The organism is Halobellus captivus (assembly GCF_003697845.1).
In the GTDB taxonomy this organism is placed as follows: Archaea; Halobacteriota; Halobacteria; order Halobacteriales; family Haloferacaceae; genus Halorubrum; species Halorubrum glutamatedens.
In genome coordinates, this window is sequence record NZ_RDQE01000001.1 from 281,134 (window position 1) to 299,307 (window position 18,174).

Sequence of the window (18,174 nt, forward strand, 5' to 3'; positions counted from 1 at the left end):
CGCATATAAACCCCGCTCGGCCGTCCGGCGTTCGACTCGCTCCCCCGCCTCGCTCCTCGACCCGCCCAGCCCTCCGGCTCAACCGTCTTCCGGCTGCTGGCCGTAGCTCTCGAAGCGTTCCTCGACGACCGCGAGCTGCTCGTCCGTGAGGAGGTTCGGCTCCCCGATCGACGAGGAGCGAACGTAGAGCCGGCAGAGGTCCTCGACGTGGTGCGTGTTCTCGATCGCCGTCTCCAGATCCGGGCCGGTCACCACGAGCCCGTGGTTCGCGAGGATCGCGGCGTCCGAGTCGGTGGCGGCCATCGCGGCGACGACGTTGGCGGCGAGTTCCTCGGTCCCGTACGGCGCGTAGTCGGCGATCGGCACCTCCCGACCCACCGCGACGATCATGTAGTGGACCGGCGGGAGCGACAGCCCGAGCGTCGCCATCGTCGTCGCCCACGGCGAGTGGGTGTGGACGATCGCGCCGGGTCCCGCGTGGTCGTAGATCCCCGTGTGCATCGGCACCTCGCTCGAGGGGGCCATCCGACCCGCCCGGCGGTCGCCGTCGAGGCCGACGACCGGCACGTCCGCCGCGTCGAAGGCGTCGTACGCCACGCCGGTGGGCGTGACGGCGAAGGCGTCGCCGTCGCGAACGCTCAGGTTTCCGGTCCGCCCGGGCGTCAGCTCCGCGAGCGCCGGCGCGTACTCCACGACCGCCTCCCGCTCGGGACGGAGGGTCACGCGAGCACCTCCGGCAGCGCCGCCAGGTCATCGATCCGGTGGTCGGGTCGCCGCGGACCGGTCAGGTCGTCCGCCGCCGGGTCCTCGCCCGTCCCGCCCGTGAAGAGGACCGTCTCCATGCCGACGGCGTTTCCTCCCTCCACGTCGGCGACGACGTTATCTCCGACCATGACGGCCTCGCTCGGTCGGGCGTCGAGCGCGGAGAGCGCCGCCGCGAACGGGAGCGCGCTCGGCTTCTCGCGGCCGACCTCCTCCGAGGTGACGAGCCGGTCGATCCGGTCGTCGATCCCGAGACCGGACAGCTTCCGCAGCTGGACTCGCGTCGTGAGGTTCGTCACGACGACGACCGTGAGTCCGGCCTCACGGAGCGCGTCGAGCGTCCCCTCGACCCCGTCGAAGATCTCCATCTCCGCCACGTACCCGTTCCAGTACGCCTCGCCGATCGCGAACGCGTCCGCGGCGTCGTGGACGCCGGCGTGGAGCCGGAGCGCCCGCTTGAAGTAGACGAACCGCTCGTGGGAGGCGGCCGTCCCGCGGAGTTCGCGCTTCGCGTCCGCCCGTGCCCTCGCGTACAGTTCGTCGAACCGTTCGCGGTCGAGGTCGTACCCGCGATCGCGAAACGCCGAGAGCGCCGCCCGCTTGCCCGCCTCGTTACAGGGGTCGTACGGGTAGAGGGTGTTGTCGAGGTCGAAACAGACCGCTTCGTACTCCATGTCCGACCCTCGCGGGGCGGCGACTTAAGCGTGGTTCGGGAGGACGGTCGGTGCCGGAACTACTCTCCGGCGTCGAGGTCGTATTTGAACGAGTAGCAGTACTTCTCGTAGCCGACGTCCTCGTAGAAGCGATGGGCGTCCTCCCGCCACAGTCCCGACTCGAGCTCGACCGTCTCACAGTCGCGGTCGCCCGCCCACTCGTGAATAAAGGAGAGCAGAGCCGAGCCGTGCCCCTCGGACCGCCGTGACTCGGTCGTCACCAGGTCGTGGACGAAGGCGTGTTTTCCCAAGTAGAAGTTCGTGTCGACGGTGACGCCGGCGACGGCGACGAGTTCCGACCCGTCGTACCGGCCGAAGAGGCGATACCCCTCCTCGCGCATTCGTTCGTGGGCCACCTCCATCTCAGCCCGGTCGAGGTGCTCCCGTAGTTCGCGGAGTATCGGGTACGCCGCGTCGAGCTCCGCGTCGGTCGTGAGCTCGCGGACGTCGCTCGCGTCGGAGTCGTCCATGTCGAACGGAACGCGTCTCGCCCGCAGCAAGTAAGTATCGGCCCGCCGGCAGACGGTATCGGCCCGCCGGCAGCAGCAGGCGGATTCGAGATCGAGGCCGGAGCGTCCCCGGACGTTTATCACTGAAAACGCGGCCAGTCGGCCCGTGCGTTGATCACGGACCCGGATCGGGCGAGGCGGGCGTCCGGCGACCCGACCGGGACGCGTTCCAGCCGGCTGTTCGCCACCACGTCTCCCGTATACCGGCGGGACGGGCGTATGTCGTCGACGCCTCCGGCCGTACTGACGCTGACGCCTCGGCCTCACTGCTCGTTCATCGCCTCGCTGGCGACGTTGCGCCCGCGTGAGTTGAGCGCTACCTCGCGGCGAACCCGCACCTCCTCGACGACCTCCAGTTCGATCAGTCGTTCGAACGTCTCCTCGACCTCGTCGACGTCGCTGCCCAGAAATGCGGGGATCTCGAACGGCGAGACCCCCGAGTACAGCGCCATCAACACCTCCCGATCGCGACTCGAGAGATCGACGTTCGTCGAGCTTCGCTCCTCGCCCTTCCGGAGCCACGACTCGACGAACCGCATCCGCCGCGGCGTCCCGGCGAGATGCGTCTCGATGCTCGTGTCTCCGTCGTCGGTGTGTGACACCTCGATCACGGGTTTCTTCGCCCCGTCGACGGTCCGTCTCGCGGCGTCGAGCCCGCTGATGTCGTCGAGGTCGAACTCCACGAACGCGCCGCCTTCGAGCGCGGCACCGAGGCCGTTCTCGTCGATCTTCACGCGGGCCTGCTCCCAGCCGGTGTCCTGGACGACGCCGCCCTCGACGGCCGGGTGTTTCGCCAACAACGTCCGCTGGTCGAGCAGCGCGCGATACACGTCGCGTTCGAACGACTCGTGTTCGGCGGCGGCGACCAGAAGCACCTGCTCGCCGAGATCGAAGCTCACGTAGTTCGAGACCCGAGCTATCGACTGGTTGGCGTCGTGACGGCCGCCCAATCCCTCGAGTCTCGAGAGTGGAACCGTCCGTTTCCCGTCGTTGCCCGCGAGGATCAGCCGCCGGTTCGACAACAGCACCCGGCCGGGCGTCCAGGAGACGTCGTTGATGGCTCTCCCCTCGCGGACGGCGACCGCGAACCGTGCCTGGGTGTCCGTGACTTTGTACTCGCCGTCACCAGTCGCCATCTAGACACCACCTGCCCGGAGCTTCGAGACCGCCGAGAACACCCGTTTACGGACCGCGGAGCTCTCGTCGTCGGTCAGACCTTCCAGGCGATTCAGCGTCTCCTGTCCGCCCACCTGGCCGAGCACGAACACCGCCTTCGCACGGACGTCATCCGGATGCTCGGTGCCGAGTCGATCGAGCAGTCGGTCCTCGACGACCGGCCCGCCGAGGTTCGTGAGGCTCGTCGCCGCGAACTGGGCTGTCTGTGGGTCGTCGTCGCCGAGCGCGTCCGCAAGCGCCTCGACGGCCGGCTCGGAATCGGCGTCGGCGACGCGCCCCAGGATCCACGCCGCGTTCCGACGTTGCCGGCTCTGTGTTCCATCAGTGAGGATCTCGACGAGGGGCTCGACGACCGTCGCATCGTCGGCGGCCTTCAACTCGGAGACCACGCGGTCCCGGACCGCGTGGCTGTGTTCGGTCGGCACGTTCGAGAGCAGCTCGATGACCGAATACACCGCCGCGTTCCTGACGATCGCGCTCTCGTCACCGAGCGCGCGCGCGAGCGGCTCCACCGGCTTCGGGTTGCTCGCGTTTCCGAGCGCCCCCGCGGCGATGCGGCGAAGCGACTCGTCCGGATCCTCGAGCAGGTCGATGAGCGGATCGAGCGCGCGGTCGGTCCCGACGGCTCCGAGCGCGTTCGCTGCCGCCCGGCGGACGCGCGGGTCGTCGTCGAGGCGCTCGATCAGCCCGGGAACCGCCCGCGAGTCGGCGAACGTCCCGCACGCGTGACACGCCCGGAGCCGCACGCGCGGATCCGGATCCGAGAGAGCTCCGACGACCGCTGGCAGTGCGCTCGGCTCGTCGAGACGAGCGAGGGCGTTCGCCGCCGCGATGCGGAGTTCGGCGCGTTCCGCCTCGAGCGCGCGGGCGAACTTCCGGGCGGTGACCCACTCGGCCTCCGATCCGCTGCCGCCGGTGAGTTCCGCCAGTAGCTGTTCGAGCGCCTCCTGGCCGACCTCGTCGAGGGCGTCGACCGCGGCTCCGCGCACTCCCGGGTCCTCGTCGGTCGTCGCCGCGCGCAGGAGTCCGTCGACCGTCGCCTGGTCGTCCGCGTCGGCGAGTTCGCCGAGGAACTCCACCGCACGCTTCCGGACCGCGGTGCTATCGCTCGCTAGCGCGTCCCTGAGTCGGTCGACGTTCCCCTCGCGAGAGTGCTGGTACAGCGACATCAGCGCCTCCGGAACACCCGTCGGCGTTTGTCGATCGGTTCGTACCCGTCGCCGCGGTCCGGCGGGACGCTCTCGGTCATCCCGACGACGAGGACGCCGCCCGCCGCGAGCGACGCCTCGAGGGTGTCGAAGAGCGATCCCTTGTGGTCCGCGTCGATGTAGATGAGGAGGTTCCGACACAACACCGCATCGAAGGGGCCCCGCGACCCGTCGCTGATCAGGTCGTGGGTGTCGAACGTCACGAGCCGGCGTGGCGCCTCGCGAACGCGGAACGCGTCGCCCTCGCGGTCGACGTAGCGGTTCGGATCCGAGAGCGGCTCGAGTTCCTCGGCGATGTCCGTCGTTCGCGTGGTATGGTACATACCCTCCCTTGCGTGAGCGAGCGCCTCCTCGCTGATGTCCGAGCCGAGCACTTCCACGCGGGACTCGTCTATCGCGTCGTCGTCGCACGCGAGCATCGCGAGCGAGTACGCCTCCCGGCCGTCGGCACACGGTGCCGACCAGACACGGACTCGCCGATTCTCGTGGGTGAGATCACGCAATACGTTCCGCATCACCTCCCACATCTCGGGATTGCGGAAGAACTCCGTCACGTTGATCGTGAGCGCGTCCATGAGCGCCTCGCGCTCGTCCGCCTCCTCGCGGAGCAGCCGTCGGTACTCGCGGTGCGACTCGGTCCCGCGCCGACGCATCCGGGCGGTGATACGTCGGTCGAGGTACGACTCGTTGTAGTAGCCGGGCTCGAACGGTACCGAATCGTCGATCTGTCTGAGGACGCCCTCGAAGGCCGTCTCGCCGGTCATAGGCTCACCACGTCCAGGACGGCCACGACGTCGCCGTCGCCGAGCACGGCCGTCCCGCTGAGTCCGGGCGTCCCGGACAGCGGGCCGTCGAGCGGCTTCACGACCACCTCCTCCTGGTCCAACACGCCGTCACAGTGGAGCGCCACCTTTCGGGTCTCCTCACGTATCCGGACGAGCATTCCCTCGTCGGCGGCCGTCGCAGCACCGCCCGCGTCCGAGCCGTCGTCGTTCTCGGCGGATCCGCCGTCGGTCGCCGCGGTGGCTCCCGGACCGAACGCCGCGGTTTCGGGTTCGGCGGCGGCGAGCCGGTCCGCGAGTCGGATGACCGGGTAGAGGTCGTTCTCGTGACGGACCACCTCGTCGCCGTGGACCGTCTCCACGTCGTCCGCGCGGGACACCTCCCCGATCGACTTGATCGGGATCCCGTACTCCGTGCCGCCCACGTCGACGAACATCACCTTCACGATGGCGACGGTGACCGGAAGCCGGAAGCGCACCGTCGTCCCCTCGCCGGGCTCGCTGTCGACCGAGACGGAGCCGTCGAGGTCGCGGGCGGTCGTCCGCACCACGTCCATCCCGACGCCCCGTCCGGAGACGTCGGTGACCTCCTCGGCGGTCGAAAAGCCGGGATGGAAGACCAGGTCGTAGGCCTCGCCGTCGGTCATCGCCTCCACGGTCTCGCGGTCCTCGACCCCCTCCTCGACCGCCTCGTCGCGGAGCCGGTCTGCCTCGAGGCCGGCGCCGTCATCGGCGACCTCGATGACGACGTGGTCGCGCTCGCGCTCCGCCGTGAGTTCGACGCGTCCTTGGGGGTCCTTGCCGGCGGTCTCGCGCTCCTCGGGGGGTTCGATCCCGTGGTCGACCGCGTTCCGCAACACGTGGACGAGCGGGTCGCGCATCTCCGTGAGGATCGTCCGGTCGAGCTCGACGTCGTCGCCCTCGATGTCGAAGGACACGCGCTTGTCGAGGTCGCGGGCGACGTCCCGGACCAGCCGCGGGAACGAGTCGGACACCTGTGAGAACGGAATGAGCCGCATGTCCATGGCGGTGTCCTGGAGACTGGACGCGAGCTTGTCGAGCTCGTCGAGCGTCTCGGGCTCGGTCCCGGTGCCCTCCAGTTCTCGCCGGAGCTTGATCCGACTCGTCACGAGCTGTTCGACCAGCCCGTACAGCTCGTCGACCTGGTCGACGTCGACCCGGATCGACTTGATCTCCTCGCGATCGGTCGCCTCCGAAGGTTCCGAATCGTGGACCGCGTCTTCCCCCGGTTCGGTCCCGTTCGCGTCCTCGGCAGTGGAACCGTCCGGTTCGGCGTCGTCCGGGTCCGGCTCGGAACGGTCACCCACGAGCGTGGTCCGTACCGTTGCCACCTGCGTGAGCGCCTCGAGGCCCTCGGTGACGACCGCCGGGTCGGCGTCGGCGACGAAGGCGTCGAAGCTCCCGTCATACTCGCCGTTTTCCAGCGCTTCCGCGTCCGGGCGGGTGAGGTACTCGCCGAACTCCTCCTCGAGCGCCCGGAGGACGAGTGTCGCGTCGACGCCCGGCATCGCCGTCTCGCCCAGGGTCACCTCGGCGTAAACCGCGTCCGTGAACCCAGTCATCGCTGCCGGCGGTTCCGGAACGTCGATCCCGGCGTCGCCGTCAGCGGTGTCGTCGGGCTCTTCGGTCTCCGTGTCTGCGCCCTCGGCGGCGTCAGCATCGGCAGCTTCGTCGGCGTCCTCGTCAGTATTCTCATCGGTGTCGGGATCGACGGTTCCGTGCTCCTCGACCGCCCGAAGCCGTGATTCGAGGTCCGACGGGTCCGTCGACACCTCCCCGGTCTGCTCGATCTCCGCGACCATCGCCTCGACCGCGTCGACCCCCTCGAAGAGCAGGTCCATCAGTTCGGGCGTGACCTCCCGGTCGCCGCCACGGACCGCGTCGAGCAGGTCCTCGAGGGCGTGCCCGAACGAGGAGACGTCCTCGTACCCCATCGCGGCGGCGTTGCCCTTCAGGGTGTGTGCGACCCGGAACACGTCGTCCATCGCCGCGTCGTCCTCGGGATCCGCCTCGAGCGCGAGCAACGCGTTGTTGAGGTCGGTGACCCCGTCCTCCGCCTCCGCGACGAACGCTGCACGGTGGGAGTCCATCAGGCTCCACCCCCGAGGATCGCGCCGGCGACGTCGTCGAGATCACACACCGAATCGATCACGCCGGTTCCGACCGCGCGTTTCGGCATCCCGTAGACGACGCAGGTGTCCTCGCTCTGGGCCACCGTCCGCGCCCCGGCGTCGGCCATCGCCCGGACGCCCGCGGAGCCGTCGTCGCCCATTCCGGTGAGGACCACGCCGACGAGCGGGTCCGAGACCGCCCCCACGGCCGACCGCATCGTCACGTCGACGGCGGGCGTCACCGACGGCGCGTCACCGTCGACAGCGTCGCAGTCGGCGAGTTTCACGCGCAGCCGACCCGCGCGGTAGCTGCCGACCTCCATGTGCCGGCCACCGGGGGCGACGAGCGCCTCGCCGGCTCCGATCCGGTCCCCGTCCGTCGCCTCCCGGACGTCGTACGCGGAGGCCGAGTCGAGCCGCTCGGCGAACCGCGTGGTGAACGCCTCGGGCATGTGCTGGACGACGAGCACCCGACAGTCGGCCATCGGGAGCGCGGAGAGCACCCGCTCGACCGCCTTCGGGCCGCCGGTCGACGCGCCGATGACGGCGGTCAGGGGTCGCTCGAGGTCGACGTCCGACGGCGAGTCCGTCCTCGACTCGCTCCGTGGCTTCCAGTCGCGCGTCGCGGCCTCGAGGTCCGCGTCGGCGACCGACCGAACCGCCTCGACGAGCCGGTCGGCCTCCCGTGAGACGCCGGTGGACACCTCGCCGCCGGGCTTCGCGAAGAAGTCGACCGCGCCGCGCTCGAGCGCCTCGAAGGTCACCTCGGCGCCCTCGGCGGTGTGCGCCGACAGCATCAACACGGGCGTCGGCGTCTCCGCCATCAGTCGCTCGACGGCCTCGAGTCCGCCCATTCCGGGCATCTCGACGTCCATGGTCACCACGTCCGGCCGCGTCTCGGCGACCACCGACAGCGCCTCCGTCCCGTCGCCGGCCTCGCCGACGACGGTCACCCCCGCGTCGGTCAGGAGATCGCCGATCAGCCCTCGCATGAACGGCGAGTCGTCGACGACGACCACCCGCGTGGCGTCGCGTCGGCCACCACGTCGATCCGTCGTCCTACTCATGTTCGAAACCGCTCCCAGAACGAGCATAAACCCACGGACCCAGGAATCACCGGTGATAATTCAGGGGACACCGTTATTGGTCGCCTCGGTGCGAGTGGGGGTATGCCAGCCACGCAGTCGGACGCGGAACACACGAAGGTACTGGAGTTCGGTCTCGGCGACGGCACGTACTGTCTGGACATCGGGGTCATCGACGAGATCGTCGACGCCGGCGAGCTCACGCGAATCCCCAACTCCCCGGACCACGTCGAGGGCGTGATGGACCTTCGAGGGCGGACGACCACGATCGTCGACCCGAAGACGCTCTTTTCGATCGAGGGGACGGGTCCCCGCGAACGGATCGTCGTGTTCGACGACGACCGGGTCTCGGAGGGCGGAACCGTCGGCTGGATCGTCGACGAGGTGTTCCAGGTCAGGGACGTCACACCGGACGACGTCGATCGGGGGACCACCGCCGACGACGAGGGCGTCCACGGGATCGTCAAGTCCGACGATCGGTTCGTCGTCTGGGTCGCCCCGGACGTCGATGCCCCGACCGAGAGCACGATAGCGGATCTGACCGACGGGGAGACGACTGAGGCGTAGTCGGTTTCGTTGACCCGTCGCTCGTCCGGGTTCTCACGGCTGAAAAACGGGGGCCAACGCTTATCGGGTCGCCGGGAATGGTCCACGTATGCGAGTCTCCAGCGGAGTTCCCGGGTTCGACGAGCTCGTCGACGGGGGATTCCCGTCCGATCGGCTGTACGTGGTGAGCGGTCCCCCCGGCAGCGGCAAGACGACGTTCTGCTCGCAGTTCGCGGCCCAGGGTGCCCGAAACGGGGACGACGTGCTGTACGTCAGCATGCACGAGACGAAGGAGGGGATCCGCCGCGACATGGGCGGGTACGACTTCGGGTTCGACCGCGCGCTCGACACCGACCGGGTGACCTTCCTCGACTCCTTCTCGGCGGACGGTCGGCGGTTCTTCGGGCTCCCGGGCGAGCGACGGGACCGTTCGGGCGTCACGAACCGGCTTACCGGGTTCGTCAACTCCCGCGACATCGACCGGGTCGTCTTCGACTCGACGATGCTGTTGCGGTTCCTGCTCGACGACGACGAGGACACGATGATCCAGCTGCTCTCCTCGCTGAAGCGCACGGACGCGACGACGATGCTCATCTCCGAGATGACCGACCCCGACGCCTACTCCGAGGAACACTACCTCGCACACGGCGTCGTCTTCCTCCACAACTACCTGGAGGACGAGGGGATGCGCCGGGGGATACAGGTGCTGAAGATGCGGGGGACCGACGTGAACACCGACATCCAGGACGTCGAGTTCACCGACGGGGGTATCCGCGTCGGGTCGGCGGCGACGGTGACCCGGTGATGTACGACCGGACCTTCGGAACGGACTGGAAGGAGGGGGAACTGACCCGCGAGGCGGCCATCGACCGGGCGTTCGCGCTCGGAGTGGCCGCCGGCTGCGGCAGAAGGCGTCCCGACGAGCTCGACCGGATCCTCGAGGCGTTTCCCGGCGCGTACGAACGAAGCATGGTCGAACTCGCCTACGACGAGGGGCGAACGAAGGCGCTCGAGGTCCCTATCGAGGAACCCGAGGCGGTCTGGGAGGAACTGGTCGACGGGGTCGGAACGCCGCGAACCGCGCCGTTGCCGGCGGCGTTTCCCGGAGCTCTCAGTGAACTGACGGTCACTCGGTCGCCGCGAACCGGGCCCCCGTCGTCGCTTGACCTGCCGAGGTTCCTGCGAAAGTGATCCCTCGGAAGGGTTTTATCGGGGTCGCCCCGTTGTGTGAGACATGAGTCCGCTTCCCGACGCTGTCGTTTCCGCCGACAGCGTCCTCGTTAGCGGACCACCGATGAGCGGGAAGTACGACCTCTTCAATCGACTGCTCGCGGCGTGGTCGGACGCCGCCGTCGTCATCTCGACCGGTCGGACCGCCGAGAAGGTCCGGGCCGACCACGACCGGCTCGTCGGGAACGGCGGCGACGACCTCGTCGTCATCGACTGTGTCACCCACCAACAGGGGGACAAACGAGACGACACGCCGACGACGAAGTACGTGAGCGGTCCCGGCGATCTCACGGAGATCGGGATCAAGTTCACCGACGTGGTCGAGGCCTCGACCGGACGCGAGCGGGCGGTCGGCGTCTACTCGCTGTCGGAGCTTCTGATGTACTGGGACCCCGACCGGATCTATCAGTTCACCCGCGTGATGACCTCACAGTCCTCGGGACAAGGGTGGCCGTTCGTGGGCGTCGTCGGCTCGACCGCCCACGACGAGCAGGTAATCCACACGCTGTACGAGCCGTTCGATCTGGTCGTCGAGACCCGCGTCGAGGGCGATGAACGACAGTTCCGGGTCCTCGACCGCATGGAGCAGCCCTCCGGCTGGGAGCCCTTCTGAGCGCGCCCGGCGTCACCTCATCCGACCAGATCGAACTCGATCCCGACCGGCGGGGTGTCGAGGATCCCCCAGTAGACGAACCGGTGGGATCCCGGTCCGAGCGGCGGGCAGACGGCGAGTTCACGGTCCGGCACGGCCGACGCGATCGCCGACTCCTCGAGGTCGACCGACCAGCTGTAGGTGTCGCCCGCTTCGAGCGTGTCGTCCTCGCGGGGGAGGTCGACGGCCTCCCCGGTCGTCGAGCCGCGCACGTCGAGCCACCCCTCGCCGGTCTCACGCTGTATCGAGTACGCCTGTTCGCCGCGGGTATCGACGGATCCGTCGCCGGTGTTCCGGAGCACGAGCCGGAGCGACTGGCCGTACGTCTCGGCGGTTCCCTCCGTGGAGAGCTCCAGACGTGTGCCCCCTTCGTCCCCGCCGTCCGCCCCCGTCCCGTCCCCGCCTCCCGTCTCTATCGTCCGCGACTCGACGGGGCCCTCGAACGGCGCCTCGAGCCGAACGAACCCCTCGTCGGGACACGACAGCGTCTCCGGCGTTCCCTCGGGTCCCTGCGGGCCGTCCCCGGCGGCGGCGTCGAGACAGCCGGCCGTCGCGGTCGCCCCGACGGCGACGGCGGCCGTGCCGGCTCGACACAACAGGTCCCGCCGTGATCGCATCATGTGTCCGATACGGTCGCGACGGGTTTCAACCCCGCGAGTGGCGTCGACGCTCCAGCGGTCCGGTCCGGGCGCTCGCGTTCGGAACCGCTTTCCCGTCGGCCGGCCCATGACCGCGTATGGAGCTGTTCGGATCCAGCGGCATTCGCGGGGTCGCACTCCGGTATCTCACGCCGGAGCTCGTTCTCGACATCGCGAAGGCGGCCGGGTCGACCTGGGACGCCGACCGGGTCGCCGTCGCCCGCGACACCCGGACCACCGGCGAGCTGTTCGCCAACGCCGCCGCCAGCGGGCTTGCCGCCGTCGGTCGTGACGTCGACCGGCTCGGCGTCGTCCCCACGCCCGCGGTCGGCAACTACTGTGAGTCCGCGGGCGTCCCGTGCGTGCTCGTCACCGCCTCGCACAACCCGCCCGAGTTCAACGGGATCAAGCTCGTCGGCAACGACGGCGTCGAGCTCTCAGTCGACGTGTTGGAGCGGATAGAGCGCCGCGTGCTCGACGACGAGTACGACCACACCGACTGGCGGACCGCCGGCAGCGAGACCACCGTCGAGGGAGTCGTCAACGACTACGCCGACCAGCTGATCGCCGCCGTCGACCGCGAGGCGATCGCCGACGCCGGACTCACCGTCGCGGTCGACCCCGGCCACGGCGCCGCGTCGGTGAGCTCGCCGCGGATCTACCGCGAGCTCGGCTGTGAGGTGCTGACGGTGAACGCCACCCCTGACGGCCACTTCCCCGGCAGGGACTCCGAGCCCGTCCCGGAGAACCTGACGGCGCTCTCGCGGCTCGTCGCCACCTCCGACGCCGACGTGGGGATCGCCCACGACGGCGACGCCGACCGGGCCGTCTTCGTCGACGAGACCGGATCGGTGGTCGACGGCGACACCTCCTTCGCGGCGCTGGCCGACGACGCCCTGGAGCCGGGCGACGCCGTCGTCAGCGCGGTCAACGTCTCCCAGCGGCTCGTCGACGTCTGTGACGCCAACGGCGCCGACCTCGAGTTGACCCCGATCGGCGCGACCAACATCATCACGCGGACCCGGGAGCTGAAGCGGGAAGGCGTCCGCGTCCCGATCGCCGGCGAGGGCAACGGCGGGGTGTTCTTTCCCCCGTACCGGCTCTCGCGGGACGGGGCGTACATCGGCGCGCGCTTCCTCGAACTGCTCGCCGACGCCGACGGCCTCGCCAGCGAGGCGATCGCTCCCTACACCGACTACCACTTCGTGCGCGTCAACGTCGAGTACGAGGACGGCGACGAGCGCGAGGACATGCTGTCGGCGGCGCGGGCGTTCGTCGAGACCGCCGAGGCGACCCCGAACACGACCGACGGCTACCGGCTCGATTACGGCGACGCGTGGGTACTCGTCCGACCCTCCGGGACGGAGCCGAAGATCCGGGTCTACGCCGAGTCCGCCGACGCCGACCGCGCCGAGCGGCTGGCGGAGGAGATGCGGACCGCCGTCGAGAGCGGACGATAGGACCGATCTCTGGAAGTCGTGATTTTGGAAGTTGTGACCAGAGAGGCGTTCGTGATCCGAGATGCGTCAGCAACGCGTGCCCGCGAGCGCCCGCGAGGGCGCGAGACTGACCGCGCGAGGTCGCCGGCGCGTCGCGTCGGCTGCCAGAGGCGCAGAGCGCCTCGCTGCCGGGAGGCGTTCCCCGTAGTCACGTCTTCCGTGGTGTACAGTCGAGAGACCGGAGCTTTGGAGACGTTCGTCGCACCAGAACGAGAGACGACCGACACCGAACCGCGTCAGTCCAGCGCCGAGAGCGCCTCCGCCGCCTCCCGCGCGGCCCGCAGGTGCTCGCGTGCGCGTCGCGGGTCCTCGGTCTCCTCCGCCGCGCGGGCAAAGCGGGTCAGCGTCCGCGTCAGTGACTCCCGAGCCGGACCCACGCCGGAGGCGTCAACCTCGGTGCCGGGAGCGGGCGGTTCGGGATCGGCGCTCCCCGTCATCCCTTCCGCGCTCCGGGACGTTCCCGCCGCGTCGCCGATCGAGCCGCGGGCGAGGTCCCCCGCGGGATCCGGTCCGACCTCGTCGCTCGCGGCGGTCGAGCCGGTGTCGTCGTCCGCGACGACGCCGTTGGCCGCGGCGGTCTCGGGACTCCTCGCTCCGGACGTTTCCGCCTCCCCTGCGATCGCCCCCGCGGTCCCGTCGCTCTCGTCGTCCCCGCCGGCCGGGACCGTCCCCTCCGCGGGCACCTCGTATCCGTCCTCCGTCGCGTGACACGTCGGGCAGAACTCCCGGCCGTCGTGTCGGAAGATCGGGTCGCCACACGTCTCGCAGTGGCGGTTCGTCATCGTCGCGCCCTGTAGGAGGAGCTCGGACATCCGCTGGGTGTGTTCGCGCTTCTCCTCGTCCTCCGCGAACTTCTCGCGGAGCTTCTCGCGTTCGGCCTCCTTGTCGAACTCGTCGCTCATGCGTGGTCGAACGCCCTTCACGAGCAAAAGTCCGGTGGGCTCGGTCGGCGAAGTGCGGCCCTCGACGCGAACGCCGGACCCGCCCTCAGTCCTCGGTGCGGGTCCGGTCGGCGTCGGGGTCGAGCTCGCCGCGGTGGATCTTCGCGCCGTCCTGGGCGACCTGCCGGCCGAGCACGGCACACTTGATCCGCATCGGGGAGATGTCGACGCCGAGCATCTCGGTGACGTCGTCCGTGTCGAGCGCGTCGAGTTCGTCGACGGTCATTCCACGGAGCCGCTCGGAGAGCATGCTCGCGGAGGCCATCGAGATGGCACAGCCGTCGCCGGTGAACGCGACCGTCTCGATGGTCTCGCCGTCGTCGGCGAGGGCGATATCGACCTTGATCGTGTCCCCACAGGAGGGGTTCTCGCCGACGTGCGTGAAGTCCGGGTCCTCGAGTTCCCCGTAGTTGCGCGGGTTCTTGTAGTGGTCGAGGATCTGCTGTCGGTACATGTCCGAGCCCGTTCCCATACTGTATCCGGGTACGCCTGTCGCGTTCAAAAGCGTTCCGTCGGGGCCGTCACGTCGCCGAATCGCTCGTCCTCGCCGGTCGACCGACGGTCGTGATCACTCCTCCGACCGGAGCGGCGTCGGGCGCGCGTTGGTCTTCGGCTCGGACGGAGCGGCGGTCGATCGACGGGTCGAACGGGACCGCTCGCCGCCGACTCCCTCGAGGTGGTCACGGAGCACGCCGAGCAGACGGTCGTACTGGCCGCGGGTCGACCGCTTCCGGACGTACGCGGTCGCACCGGCCTCGAACGCCCGCGCCTCGACGACCGGGTCGTGACAGATGGTGTGGAACAGGAACGGCGTCCGAATTCCTCGCTTCCGGGCGGTTTCGAGCAGTTCGACCCCGGTGCCGTCCGGGAGCCGCTGTTCGGTGATCACGAAGTCGACGTCGGCGAACGCGTCGCGTGCCTCCGACACCCGATCGACCGACCTGACCGAGACACCCGTCTCGAACCGCTCGAGGAACGTCACGAGCACCTCCGCCGACTCGGGGTCCGGCTCCACGTGGAGGACGTCGATCCGCGAGGAACGCCCCGCCCCGTTCCCCGGAGGATCCGTCACCTCGGTCGCGAAGTGGCGGTCGTCTCCGCGGTTTGCGGAGTCTGCGGGGTCTGCGGAATCTGCAGGGTTCGTTCGTGTGGCGGTTCCGGTCGTTCGTCGGTCTCGATCGTCGGTCATGATGTGGTTTCGGGTCGGCGCGTCCTCGGAGTCGACTACTACGTGTGTAGTACTCGTTCTTCTCGGATTCGAAATTCGTTTACGACTACAATAAACATTGTGCGATCCGAGTTGTCATGGCTCGAGAGGGCCGGATTCGAGCGGTACGGGAACGAGCCACACGCGACCGAAGCCGATCAGGCGAACAGGTCTCTGGCTTCCCGGACCGCGTCGACGAGGGCGTCGACCTCCTCGACGGTGTTGTAGAGGTAGAAGGACGCGCGCACGGAGGCGGCGACGCCGAGTTCGTCGTGGAGGGGCTGGGTACAGTGGTCGCCCGCCCGGATCGCGACGCCGTAGTCGTTGAGGACGCTCGAGAGGTCGTGGGCGTGGACCCCGTCGACGTTGAAGGCGACGAGACCGCCCCGTTCGTCGCCCGGCGGGCCGTATATCTCCACGCCGCCGAGGTCGGTCAGGCGGTCGTAGGCGTACTCGGCGAGCAGGCTCTCGTGTTCCTCGATCCGCTCCATGCCCACGTCCTCGAGGTACTCGATCGCGGCCGCGAGGCCGATCCCCTGGGCGATCGAGGGGGTTCCCGCCTCGAACTTCCACGGGAGGTCCTCCCAGGTCGACTCCTCGAAGGTCACCTTCCGGATCATCTCGCCGCCGTAGAGGTACGGCCCCATCGACTCGAGCAGCTCCCGGCGGCCGTAGAGCGCGCCGATGCCGGTCGGCCCGCACATCTTGTGGCCGGAAAAGGCGAGGAAGTCGGCGTCGAGGTCCGCCACGTCGACCGGGCGGTTCGGCACCGACTGGGCCGCGTCCGCGAAGATCAGCCCGTCGTGGTCGTGGACGAGCTCGGCCAGCTCGCGGATCGGGTTCACGGTCCCGAGCGTGTTCGAGACGTGGACGGCGGACACCATCTCGGTGTCGCCGTCGATCTTCGCCTCGGCGTCGGCCATGTCGAGTCGGCCGTCGTCGGTCACTTCAATGAACCGCACCTCCGCGCCGGTCTTCTTGCCGATCTGTTGCCAGGTGACGAGCGAGGCGTGGTGTTCCATCTGCGTGAGCACGACGTTGTCGCCGGGGCCGAGCTCCGCGAGCCCCCACGCGTACGCGACGAGGTTCATCGCCTCCGTCGTGTTCTTCGTGAAGATCACCTCCTCGCGGCCGTTCGCGCCGATGAAGTCGGCGACGACGTCGTGGGCCTCCTCGTATGCGACGGAGGCCTCCTGGCTCAGCTGGTGGATCCCGCGGTGGACGTTGGAGTTGTAGCTCCGGTAGTAGTCCGAGATCGCGTCGACGACCGGGTCCGGGGTGTGCGAGGTCGCCGCGTTGTCGAGGTACACGAGGTCGACGTCGTCACCCTCGTCCTCTCCGGGCGAGGTGGGATCGCCGCCGACCAGCCGCTCGAGGATCGGGAAGTCGTCGCGGATCGCTTCCACGTCGAACGGGTACTGTTCTTGAACTCCCATTGTCGGCCAGAGGGCCCCGAGCACTAACACACCTTCGGTCCGGTACGTGTTGCCCGTATCGCTGACGTACTCGGCGTATACCGCGGGCGTTGGTTCGGAGAGCGGTCGAAGGGTGATCGCGGTCGGGCACGTACCGGTCGTTCACGGGTTTGACGGGACTGCTGCCGACCCAGCCGCTCGGCTGTACGTCTCCGAAGGCATGGCCGCCGAGAACACCGCCGAAGTCCCACCCGTCCGCGGCCGCACAGCACCTCACGCCTCCCCAGCCTCGGCCGGCGGCAGCCGCGGGACCGCACCGCATCGCGGCCGCCGCCGACCTCCCTCGCGCGGTCCGCTCGTGCCCTCCCGGGCACTCGCAGGCACGCGCCACGCATGACGAGGTCGGCCTCGATCGCTCCGCTGAGCCGTATCAAAAGTACCATACCGTCTCCCGACCCGGTGTACGGTATCGGGTGACTCCAGTGACGACGAAACGCGAATACCGAGACGACTACGACGACGAGACCCTGTACATCCCGGGGCCGACGGAGGTCCGCGACGACGTCATCGAGGCGATGGCCCGGCCGATGTTCGGCCACCGCATGGACCGGATGACGGACCTCTATACGACCATCGTCGAGGACACGAAGGAGTTCCTCGGCACCGACAACGAGGTCGTGATCCTGACCGCCTCCGGCACCGAGTTCTGGGAGGCGTCGACGCTCAACCTCGTCGACGAGAACATTCTCGTTCCGACTTGTGGGAGCTTCAGCGAGCGCCACGCCAACGTCGCCGAGCGGCTCGGCAAGGACGTCGACCGCCTGGAGTACGAGTGGGGCGAGGCGGTCAAACCCGAGGACATCCGCGAACGCCTCGAGTCGTCGGACAAACACTACGACGTGGTCGCGACCGTGATGAACGAGTCCTCGACCGGCGTCCGGAACCCGATCGAGGAGATCGGCGACGTGGTCTCCGACTATCCGGACACGTACTTCGTCGTCGACGCGGTCTCCGCGCTTGGCGGCGACTACGTCGACATCGACGCCCACGGGATCGACGTCATCTTCGCGTCCAGCCAGAAGGCGTTCGCGATGCCGCCGGGGCTCGCGGTCTGTGTCGTCAGCGACGACGCCTATGACCGCGAGGTCGAGAAGGGCACCTCCTCGTGGTACGGCGGCTTCCGCCGGACGATCGACTACTACGACCGGAAGGGCCAGACCCACTCGACGCCCGCCATCCCGATCATGTTGGCGTACCGCAAACAGATGAAACACATGCTCGAGGAGGGCCACCACGCCCGCGACGAGCGCCACCGCGAGATGACGGAGTACGTCCACGAGTGGGCCGGCGACCACTTCGCGATGTTCCCCGAGGAGGGCTACGAGTCGCAGACCGTCGCCTGTATCGAGAACACGCGGGGGATCGACGTGGCCGAAACCATCGAGACGGTGAGCGAGGAGTACGACATGGCCTTCTCGAACGGCTACGGCTCGCAGCTCGGCGAGGAGACCTTCCGTATCGGCCACATGGGCGAACACACCGTCGAGAGCGTGAAGGAGCTCACCGACGCCATCGAGGACGTGGCGGGACTCTAGGGACGGATACCCGTTTTCGGACGGATACGGGCTTCCGACCGACGCTCGCGACAAGATACTTGAATCCTCCCTCGGTGCTTCGAA

At 68.9% G+C, this 18,174-nt stretch carries 19 protein-coding genes; 6 read left to right on the forward strand and 13 right to left on the reverse strand.

The genetic code is table 11. The features are described 5' to 3' along the window. Window positions 1-78: 78 nt before the first annotated feature. From EAO78_RS01480 to cheB, 8 genes are all read right to left on the reverse strand, one after another. Window positions 79-723, reverse strand: coding sequence for a class II aldolase/adducin family protein (locus tag EAO78_RS01480; RefSeq protein ID WP_122104080.1), 645 nt, complete (start codon window positions 721-723; stop codon window positions 79-81). Then, entirely contained in the window at window positions 720-1,436 is a 717-nt protein-coding gene (locus tag EAO78_RS01485; protein ID WP_122104081.1) for an HAD family hydrolase, read from the reverse strand. The genes EAO78_RS01480 and EAO78_RS01485 overlap by 4 nt, the downstream gene beginning before the upstream one ends. 59 nt (window positions 1,437-1,495) lie before the next feature. Continuing rightward, window positions 1,496-1,945: a GNAT family N-acetyltransferase gene (locus EAO78_RS01490; RefSeq protein ID WP_122104082.1), complete on the reverse strand. Its 450-nt coding sequence runs from the start codon at window positions 1,943-1,945 to the stop codon at window positions 1,496-1,498. A gap of 302 nt (window positions 1,946-2,247) precedes the next feature. Then, window positions 2,248-3,120 (reverse strand): CheF family chemotaxis protein, encoded by an 873-nt coding sequence (locus tag EAO78_RS01495; protein ID WP_122104083.1) that lies wholly within the window; start codon window positions 3,118-3,120, stop codon window positions 2,248-2,250. Continuing rightward, window positions 3,121-4,329, reverse strand: a complete 1,209-nt coding sequence (locus EAO78_RS01500; protein ID WP_122104084.1) for a HEAT repeat domain-containing protein — start codon at window positions 4,327-4,329, stop codon at window positions 3,121-3,123. Continuing rightward, window positions 4,329-5,132, reverse strand: a complete 804-nt coding sequence (locus EAO78_RS01505) for a CheR family methyltransferase (protein ID WP_122104085.1) — start codon at window positions 5,130-5,132, stop codon at window positions 4,329-4,331. The genes EAO78_RS01500 and EAO78_RS01505 overlap by 1 nt, the downstream gene beginning before the upstream one ends. After that, window positions 5,129-7,261, reverse strand: coding sequence for a chemotaxis protein CheA (locus tag EAO78_RS01510; protein WP_122104086.1), 2,133 nt, complete (start codon window positions 7,259-7,261; stop codon window positions 5,129-5,131). The genes EAO78_RS01505 and EAO78_RS01510 overlap by 4 nt, the downstream gene beginning before the upstream one ends. Beyond that, window positions 7,261-8,349 carry a chemotaxis-specific protein-glutamate methyltransferase CheB gene (gene cheB / locus EAO78_RS01515; protein ID WP_238987596.1) on the reverse strand — a complete coding sequence of 363 codons (1,089 nt, stop codon included), beginning with the start codon at window positions 8,347-8,349 and terminating at the stop codon, window positions 7,261-7,263. Before cheB ends, EAO78_RS01510 begins: the two co-directional genes overlap by 1 nt. 102 nt (window positions 8,350-8,451) lie before the next feature. On the opposite strand from cheB, the gene EAO78_RS01520 reads away from it, so the two are divergent. The 4 genes from EAO78_RS01520 to EAO78_RS01535 all read left to right on the forward strand — a co-directional run bounded on the left by EAO78_RS01520 (window position 8,452) and on the right by EAO78_RS01535 (window position 10,756). Further along, a complete protein-coding gene (locus tag EAO78_RS01520) occupies window positions 8,452-8,934 on the forward strand; it encodes a chemotaxis protein CheW (RefSeq protein ID WP_122104088.1) in 483 nt (160 codons plus the stop codon). A gap of 88 nt (window positions 8,935-9,022) precedes the next feature. Continuing rightward, window positions 9,023-9,718 carry an RAD55 family ATPase gene (locus EAO78_RS01525; protein WP_122104089.1) on the forward strand — a complete coding sequence of 232 codons (696 nt, stop codon included), beginning with the start codon at window positions 9,023-9,025 and terminating at the stop codon, window positions 9,716-9,718. Continuing rightward, window positions 9,718-10,104: a hypothetical protein gene (locus EAO78_RS01530; RefSeq protein WP_122104090.1), complete on the forward strand. Its 387-nt coding sequence runs from the start codon at window positions 9,718-9,720 to the stop codon at window positions 10,102-10,104. Before EAO78_RS01525 ends, EAO78_RS01530 begins: the two co-directional genes overlap by 1 nt. 43 nt (window positions 10,105-10,147) lie before the next feature. Then, on the forward strand, window positions 10,148-10,756 hold the full coding sequence (locus EAO78_RS01535; protein WP_122104091.1) for a DUF7504 family protein: 609 nt from the start codon (window positions 10,148-10,150) through the stop codon (window positions 10,754-10,756). A 17-nt stretch (window positions 10,757-10,773) separates the two neighbouring features. On the opposite strand, the gene EAO78_RS01540 is transcribed toward EAO78_RS01535, so the two are convergent. Next, window positions 10,774-11,415: a hypothetical protein gene (locus tag EAO78_RS01540; protein WP_122104092.1), complete on the reverse strand. Its 642-nt coding sequence runs from the start codon at window positions 11,413-11,415 to the stop codon at window positions 10,774-10,776. Window positions 11,416-11,531: 116 nt separating this feature from the next. Here EAO78_RS01540 and glmM point away from each other — a divergent pair, with 116 nt between their 5' ends. Next, on the forward strand, window positions 11,532-12,893 hold the full coding sequence (glmM, locus tag EAO78_RS01545) for a phosphoglucosamine mutase (protein WP_122104093.1): 1,362 nt from the start codon (window positions 11,532-11,534) through the stop codon (window positions 12,891-12,893). A 275-nt stretch (window positions 12,894-13,168) separates the two neighbouring features. On the opposite strand, the gene EAO78_RS01550 is transcribed toward glmM, so the two are convergent. The 4 genes from EAO78_RS01550 to EAO78_RS01565 all read right to left on the reverse strand — a co-directional run bounded on the left by EAO78_RS01550 (window position 13,169) and on the right by EAO78_RS01565 (window position 16,516). Then, the gene (locus tag EAO78_RS01550) at window positions 13,169-13,834 is read right to left on the reverse strand and encodes an Sjogren's syndrome/scleroderma autoantigen 1 family protein (RefSeq protein WP_122104094.1); all 666 of its coding nucleotides are present in this window, start codon (window positions 13,832-13,834) and stop codon (window positions 13,169-13,171) included. Between the two features lie 85 nt (window positions 13,835-13,919). Continuing rightward, window positions 13,920-14,345 (reverse strand): Fe-S cluster assembly sulfur transfer protein SufU, encoded by a 426-nt coding sequence (sufU, locus tag EAO78_RS01555; RefSeq protein WP_122104095.1) that lies wholly within the window; start codon window positions 14,343-14,345, stop codon window positions 13,920-13,922. 96 nt (window positions 14,346-14,441) lie between these two features. Further along, complete coding sequence (locus EAO78_RS01560) at window positions 14,442-15,062, reverse strand: response regulator (RefSeq protein ID WP_122104096.1); 621 nt, start codon at window positions 15,060-15,062, stop codon at window positions 14,442-14,444. A gap of 176 nt (window positions 15,063-15,238) precedes the next feature. Then, on the reverse strand, window positions 15,239-16,516 hold the full coding sequence (locus EAO78_RS01565; protein ID WP_122104097.1) for an aminotransferase class V-fold PLP-dependent enzyme: 1,278 nt from the start codon (window positions 16,514-16,516) through the stop codon (window positions 15,239-15,241). 461 nt (window positions 16,517-16,977) lie between these two features. On the opposite strand from EAO78_RS01565, the gene EAO78_RS01575 reads away from it, so the two are divergent. Further along, entirely contained in the window at window positions 16,978-18,090 is a 1,113-nt protein-coding gene (locus EAO78_RS01575; protein WP_122104099.1) for a pyridoxal-phosphate-dependent aminotransferase family protein, read from the forward strand. The last annotated feature ends 84 nt before the right edge of the window (window positions 18,091-18,174 follow it).